The organism is Limnospira sp. PMC 1279.21, assembly GCF_032349615.1.
In the GTDB taxonomy this organism is placed as follows: domain Bacteria; phylum Cyanobacteriota; class Cyanobacteriia; order Cyanobacteriales; family Microcoleaceae; genus Limnospira; species Limnospira fusiformis.
The window spans coordinates 1-5,772 of sequence record NZ_JARPLU010000232.1 but is presented as its reverse complement, the minus strand read 5'-3'; the positions used below and the strand labels follow the sequence as shown (position 1 = coordinate 5,772).

Below are 5,772 nucleotides of genomic sequence, written 5' to 3'. Positions count from 1 at the left end.
TTGATATCTGCCATCATTGTGTTATTCTCCTAGGTCAATGAACTAATTGGAAGTCAAATGATTTGCTTCCACAGGTTTTTACCGTTAACATTAATCATGTTATAACCTCTGTTTTTCATTAAATTGGTTAATTCATTTACAGTAACCCGTGAATCTAAATAACCATCATTTTTGGCGGTTTCTATGGCTATCTTCAGAGTCTTAGGGTCAATGTCTGTAACTGGTTCGATTAATTCAGGAAAACCTGCTTTTGTTGCTTGCTTATTTTGCTTAGTTTTGCTCTCAAGACTTGGAGCGATAAAATGGTCTAAGAATTGTTCTGTTCCGCTAGATACTGCGAATATTTTGGTTTCTGCTAATTCCCAGTAACGGTTAAATGCTTTGATTGAATTATCTATTGATGTTTTGTATATCATTGAATGAGTAGCAATTACATCAATGGATAATCTGTAGTTAGCTATATCTTGTTTCCTTTTTTGTAGTCCTCTTTTGGTTTGAGCGTAATTAGTGCAATTATTCATATCTCTCCAAAACATTTCTAAGCGAGATGATATCTTACCAAGATTTATATCCTCAATATCCGAAAGTTCTGACAATTCAAATTGATTACCTGCATATTCTTCACTTGTCATTGATTGTCTATTTTTAAACCACATAGGAAACATCCTTATTTTAAGTTCGTTAAGTTCCCAAAACGTCCATAAAGGATGTATTGAATTAATTACTTTTAAAGCGAAAGCATTAAAAATCATGTTTTGACCGGGTGTTTGACTACTAATTGTTATTCGGCTATTTTTCCTGTTGAAGACTTTAAACAGTGAAAGCATATTTTCATTTTCAATTAATAAATTGGGGGTGATATCTTCCCAGACCAATAAAAAATTACGTTCAAACTCACTCCGTAATGGGTCGTAATATCTTTCTTGTTGTATCTTGTTTCTCAGTGATGCAAATGTACTGTTAGCTAACACTGTGTCGGCGTTATATAGTGAAGCCGCAATAGTAGCTATCTGGCTTTTACCCGTTCCACTAGACCCCCAAAGAAACAGGCACCCAGCGGTTGACATTAGCGTGACAGGTGAGCAAATAAAGCTAGTAATAATTGGGAATTGAACATCCGGATAGGGTAGGATAGCACAAGCTCTACATATTGACTCTATTTGTTCACCCAATGCACCATCAACGATTATTTCCTCTAATTCATCTGCCAATGAGTCGCGTATTAGCCTATAATCTAAATAGTCCTCAGACATGGTAGTGACCTCTTAATATGTTGGCTTGCTGTATGGTAGTCATCCCCCCCAATATTGGGGGGAATTTTTGTGGTAATTAGCTGAGTTTCATTAACTCAAGTAACGCGATTAGGGTATCAGCGTCCAATTTTTTAACCTTGCTGTATAGGCTATCAAAATCAGGCTCACAATCAAGAATTTTTGCTGTAGACTCAACCCGTTCTTCCCAGGTTTTATATTTAGCCTTACCGCCAAAGCTACCATTTTTTTTACTAGTTTTTGATTCAACAAAATCAATAGCTTCTTGTACAGTGTACCCGGCAACAGTGGACTCAAAGGTATCTAATCCTGTGCTGTATTCGAGGATAAATCGTGCTAAATCATGCTTATTCTTGGCTGATTCAAAATCATTTGAATCAGTGGTATTATCTAATTCAAGGAGTCGCTCGGCTACCCGTGTGGCTGATTGTCCTAGATTTACAGTTCCGGTAAACATCATTTTACCGTTTGTCAGCATAGCGTCACTTTCGACTAAATGCAGTAACGCTAATTCAACCGAAGTAGGCTTGTATTCCCGTTTTTTCCCTTGATATTCACTAGAGTACTCAGCAATACAAAAGCGTACTGCGATTAATTGCTCTTCAAATTTCCACGACCTATCATTGAAGTTCTGGAAATCACCACTTAATCCATAGCCAATAAGCCACAGGTGAGGCGATTGTACAACAAACATAGCGCTAGTGATTTCCAAATATATTCCAGATTCTCCCGGTTTAACCGCGCTACAGAATGCGAATTTATCGTCATCTTTTTTACCGTAATATCCAATACTCATGATTACTCTTCCTCAGTTAATTGTTGATTGTTGATTGTGTTAGGTGATTCGATTCTGGCTGCAATTTGGCGACAAGCAGCCCAAAACAGTGGATTGCCAGATAAATAGACTCGAAGTCTTGACTCCTTAACAAGTTTAACTAAGTGAGTTTGCTTGATAAGTCTAATAATTGCAGAGCCTTGATAATCACCACGTGGTCTGTAACTACCCATTACCTGATAGGTAATATTCTTTACTTCAGGTGTTTTGTGTTCCTCAATATGTGTCAGAATTTGATAAGCCACAATGATTGCAGTTTTATCAAATTCATGCGGATTGTAGTGAGTTTGCACAAGTTCACCATTGAGGCTAAATATGCCTTTATAGTGTAGATTTCTCACGGTTGATGTTCTCCTATTAACTTAAATTCTTGTGCTTTCAGATGTCGTTGGAACTCATCGATATTCATTAAATAAATACCTTGCCAGCGATAAGACCTGTTCCGAGTGACAAACCAAATATCTTCAATCATTCCGGGATTAAGGTAATGAAGCAATTGCATCTTGAGTTTAAAATCAGGTGTTAGCGTTCCCTTTACTTCGATGTATTGGTTGAAAACTGGACTATAAAAGTCAGGTTTCCAAGTAATTGGTCGCCAAGGTTTCTTACCATCAACCAAAGTTAATCGGGGGTGTATTGATAGGTTGTCATCATACTTTTTGAGTAGGTGATAAACCTTGCTCTCTAATGTTGACCCAAAGTAATACCCGTCGTAGTATTGTCCTTTGGCATGATACTTGTTAATCATCATTTATCTCCCCAAAATAAGTTTCATTATCTGGCTCTCTATCGCCGCCAGATTCAGCTTGATAAATGTTCCATTCCGCTCGATAATATTCGAGTGCCTCGTTGAGAATTTCCTCAATTTTATCTGGGTGTAATGGAATTAATTTTTTAATCATTTCTCCCAGACAATAAGCCAGAAATTCTTTATCAAACTTAACGGCTGTTAATTGCCATTGAAGTCGTCCTCTTCCTGCATAGTTAGGAACCTTTATAGCAAACGACGTTCCCACATACATCAACGGGTCAAGTTTAATATTCCTGAGATTTAACCGCACTTCTTTCCAGTGCTTTGATATCATGGTGATAGTCCTCGATGTTTGGTGTATTGGCTACCTTTTCACGGGTAGCCTTTTTTTTGCTAATTAGGCGTTAGTCTGAAGCCAATCTGAAAACGGGTCAGGGTCAGGCAATGATTCGGGCATATCAGGGTCAACATGATTATCGGAGAGATTAAAAAAGTGACCCTCCAAGGCAGCGATATCGTCAGCAATAGCACCAGAAACTTTACGTGGTATCTTGACACCACCACCAAGTTTAATCAGAGTTAGAATAGCTTTAATGCTATTCTTTAACGCGATAATCTCAGAGTAAGTTAATTCCAGATTAAAGTCCTTTTCGTCCGTTACAGATGCAAACACCAACTTTTCTTTTAATGTGTAGATAGGTGATGTTTTGGGATATGGCAGATAAGGAACTACCTGGTCAAGAAATCCGGCAAAGTTGCTGAACCTTTTTAAGATTGCCAGATATTCACTAGGTGAGAGTCCATGTGTATCCTTGGTTTTTACGCTGTCTTTGTCAAGCTGGTAAATAGCGGTATTTTGGTCTACTAATGTATTTTGGTTTTTACGCATCTGTCAGTGATTTTCAACTCATGGACAAAATCATTTTTCCAAAATACGATTGAGTTATTGAGTTGGAAATCACTGTTTTTGATATTTTTTGTTGTTGATGATGATTATTTTTAATCTAATTAATACTTATAAATACATAAGAAACATATAAGCCCAAAAAAATAAAAGAATTATTGACTTTATACCATAATTGTGAAATGTTTAAATTATCGCCACATACAACTCAAACAAAAGACCACTATTTTTTTATATAGTGGTCAATTCTCTTTGTCTACTTTTTGATGCTGATTTATTTTTTCACACTCTTATTGCCTTCGCTGCTAACAGGAGCATCAGCGAAAAGTTCACCCTGTACTTGGTTTGGTGCTTCACTTCTCTCAACAGTTAATTCACCCAGGTTAGCTAGGGCAAGCCCATCGCTGCTAGGAATTCTGAACATACTGTTATAGGTTCTTAATGATGCTGGCTTGATAGTAAAATAGTGAGCAAATACATATAACAAGCCACTAACAGAAACGATAGGAGGTGCTTTAATACTGATAAATCTCAGTATTTTTTCGCCTACCCGTGTTTGGGTGTATTTACGCCACTAGCCAGGATTAACCGGAGCCTCAACAAAGAAGCGGGTGTATTCAGACTTCTTGTATGCTCTTACTCGAGTTCCTCTTAGGATATTACGTCTGTTAGCATTAGGCGTGGAAGTATTGCTAACAGGTGGTCTCCAAATGGTTAATTCCCTAACATTGGCTGGCTCATTAGTTACTGAACTTCCACTTAAAGTGTGGAGTAAAAGCATAGGCATAGGTACGCCTATTTTTGAAGTCGCATCTACCGGAACTTCAACTACTAGACTTCTGCCTAGGTGTGGACCCTTGGCTGTTACTAGCTTTGCCATCCAATCATCTTTGTATTTGTTAAATGCGTCAGCTAAAGGCATGGCATTAGTTTCCTTTTTCCTAAATTGTCTAAATCAGGGTAGGTAAAACGATGATATTAGCGCCTACCCGATATCCATTAATCAACAAATAGCTCTGTAGCCATTACATCAATACTGCCGTCAGTAGGGTCTAAAACATCGTCTGTTGGAATTGACAATGAAACAGTTACGAGACCTGTAGCCATATTTCGGGTATAAGCAGTGACTACGGTTGCACCATCAGGATTATTACTTGCAGTAGATTGCATCCGTTGGGTTGGCTCAATAATTTCAAGTAATTGGTTTTCCAGTGTCGCAGCACCTAGCGTTTTCTTAGTAGCCATAATCTCACCTTGATTTTATTCAATACCTAGACTATAGCAGTGTATTTGCTGATTGTGGCTGCTATGGTTCTTTCAACAGAAGCTACATATATGTAGCAGCTTTTGAGTTAAACGCGACGGTACGCTACCAATACCAACATTACGCTAACTACCAGTTTAACCATGTCTAAGTATGTTGGTAATCTCTTTCATCGTGGATGATAGTTAGTGACTGATATGACTCAATGATTAGGTTGTAGTTGGGGGTTGATTTCCGGTTTTTAATTCTAACGATGTCCTCGTGGCTTTCCGTATGGCATTATCAACCCAACTAGGTTTTCTCTCAAAATGTAGAGGGATTTTGACTTTGGCTTTTCTAGGGTCCTGATACATTGCTAAAACACTAGCTTCACCTAAGTCGATTTTAGCTTGTTCAAATTTATCAATTAATTCCCAGTTAAGTATTTTCACTTCACTGATATACATTTTACTCTCTTTAATTCTTTTCGCATTTTGCCTACTACCAAAACCTTTTCTTTCCTCAAAAGTAATAGGGTAAACTATCCTAGCGTCAGTTAAATCAACTAACTCTTTGCATAGAGCTTCAGCTTCGTTTTTGCTTGATTCATTAACCAAAAACGAGAATCTTCTGCCATTGCTCATAGTACAAGTAACCTTAATATTCCCTTTAGTAAAGGCTGATTTACTGGGTTGAGTAAATATCCTTTGTCACCTATCCCATGTAATTTTATCCCTACTAACCGACGGTAACTCTATTTGAGTTTTT

General features: G+C 37.6%; 9 protein-coding genes. All 9 read right to left on the bottom strand.

The annotated features are described in order from the left end of the window. Positions 1 to 53: 53 nt before the first annotated feature. Positions 54 to 1,253 carry a hypothetical protein gene (locus P5683_RS22230; protein WP_006668636.1) on the bottom strand — a complete coding sequence of 400 codons (1,200 nt, stop codon included), beginning with the start codon at positions 1,251 to 1,253 and terminating at the stop codon, positions 54 to 56. A gap of 76 nt (positions 1,254 to 1,329) precedes the next feature. Continuing rightward, entirely contained in the window at positions 1,330 to 2,067 is a 738-nt protein-coding gene (locus P5683_RS22225; RefSeq protein WP_006622128.1) for a hypothetical protein, read from the bottom strand. A gap of 2 nt (positions 2,068 to 2,069) precedes the next feature. Next, positions 2,070 to 2,447 carry a hypothetical protein gene (locus P5683_RS22220; RefSeq protein ID WP_006622127.1) on the bottom strand — a complete coding sequence of 126 codons (378 nt, stop codon included), beginning with the start codon at positions 2,445 to 2,447 and terminating at the stop codon, positions 2,070 to 2,072. Continuing rightward, on the bottom strand, positions 2,444 to 2,857 hold the full coding sequence (locus P5683_RS22215; RefSeq protein ID WP_193521160.1) for a DUF1064 domain-containing protein: 414 nt from the start codon (positions 2,855 to 2,857) through the stop codon (positions 2,444 to 2,446). The genes P5683_RS22220 and P5683_RS22215 overlap by 4 nt, the downstream gene beginning before the upstream one ends. Then, positions 2,847 to 3,191, bottom strand: a complete 345-nt coding sequence (locus P5683_RS22210; protein ID WP_006625546.1) for a hypothetical protein — start codon at positions 3,189 to 3,191, stop codon at positions 2,847 to 2,849. Before P5683_RS22210 ends, P5683_RS22215 begins: the two co-directional genes overlap by 11 nt. A 63-nt stretch (positions 3,192 to 3,254) precedes the next feature. Further along, complete coding sequence (locus tag P5683_RS22205) at positions 3,255 to 3,746, bottom strand: hypothetical protein (RefSeq protein ID WP_315642020.1); 492 nt, start codon at positions 3,744 to 3,746, stop codon at positions 3,255 to 3,257. 589 nt (positions 3,747 to 4,335) lie between these two features. Further along, positions 4,336 to 4,683 (bottom strand): hypothetical protein, encoded by a 348-nt coding sequence (locus P5683_RS22200; protein WP_315642019.1) that lies wholly within the window; start codon positions 4,681 to 4,683, stop codon positions 4,336 to 4,338. Between the two features lie 77 nt (positions 4,684 to 4,760). Continuing rightward, a complete protein-coding gene (locus P5683_RS22195) occupies positions 4,761 to 5,006 on the bottom strand; it encodes a hypothetical protein (protein ID WP_315642018.1) in 246 nt (81 codons plus the stop codon). A 228-nt stretch (positions 5,007 to 5,234) separates the two neighbouring features. After that, complete coding sequence (locus P5683_RS22190) at positions 5,235 to 5,648, bottom strand: hypothetical protein (RefSeq protein ID WP_051164783.1); 414 nt, start codon at positions 5,646 to 5,648, stop codon at positions 5,235 to 5,237. Between the last annotated feature and the right edge of the window lie 124 nt (positions 5,649 to 5,772).

What these genes read in the sequence shown, in the direction of transcription:
- P5683_RS22230 (WP_006668636.1), bottom strand. Translation starts at nt 1,253, where the DNA reads ATGTCTGAGGACTATTTAGATTATAGGCTAATACGCGACTCATTGGCA.
- P5683_RS22225 (WP_006622128.1), bottom strand. Translation starts at nt 2,067, where the DNA reads ATGAGTATTGGATATTACGGTAAAAAAGATGACGATAAATTCGCATTC.
- P5683_RS22215 (WP_193521160.1), bottom strand. Translation starts at nt 2,857, where the DNA reads ATGATGATTAACAAGTATCATGCCAAAGGACAATACTACGACGGGTAT.
- P5683_RS22210 (WP_006625546.1), bottom strand. Translation starts at nt 3,191, where the DNA reads ATGATATCAAAGCACTGGAAAGAAGTGCGGTTAAATCTCAGGAATATT.
- P5683_RS22205 (WP_315642020.1), bottom strand. Translation starts at nt 3,746, where the DNA reads ATGCGTAAAAACCAAAATACATTAGTAGACCAAAATACCGCTATTTAC.
- P5683_RS22200 (WP_315642019.1), bottom strand. Translation starts at nt 4,683, where the DNA reads ATGCCTTTAGCTGACGCATTTAACAAATACAAAGATGATTGGATGGCA.
- P5683_RS22195 (WP_315642018.1), bottom strand. Translation starts at nt 5,006, where the DNA reads ATGGCTACTAAGAAAACGCTAGGTGCTGCGACACTGGAAAACCAATTA.
- P5683_RS22190 (WP_051164783.1), bottom strand. Translation starts at nt 5,648, where the DNA reads ATGAGCAATGGCAGAAGATTCTCGTTTTTGGTTAATGAATCAAGCAAA.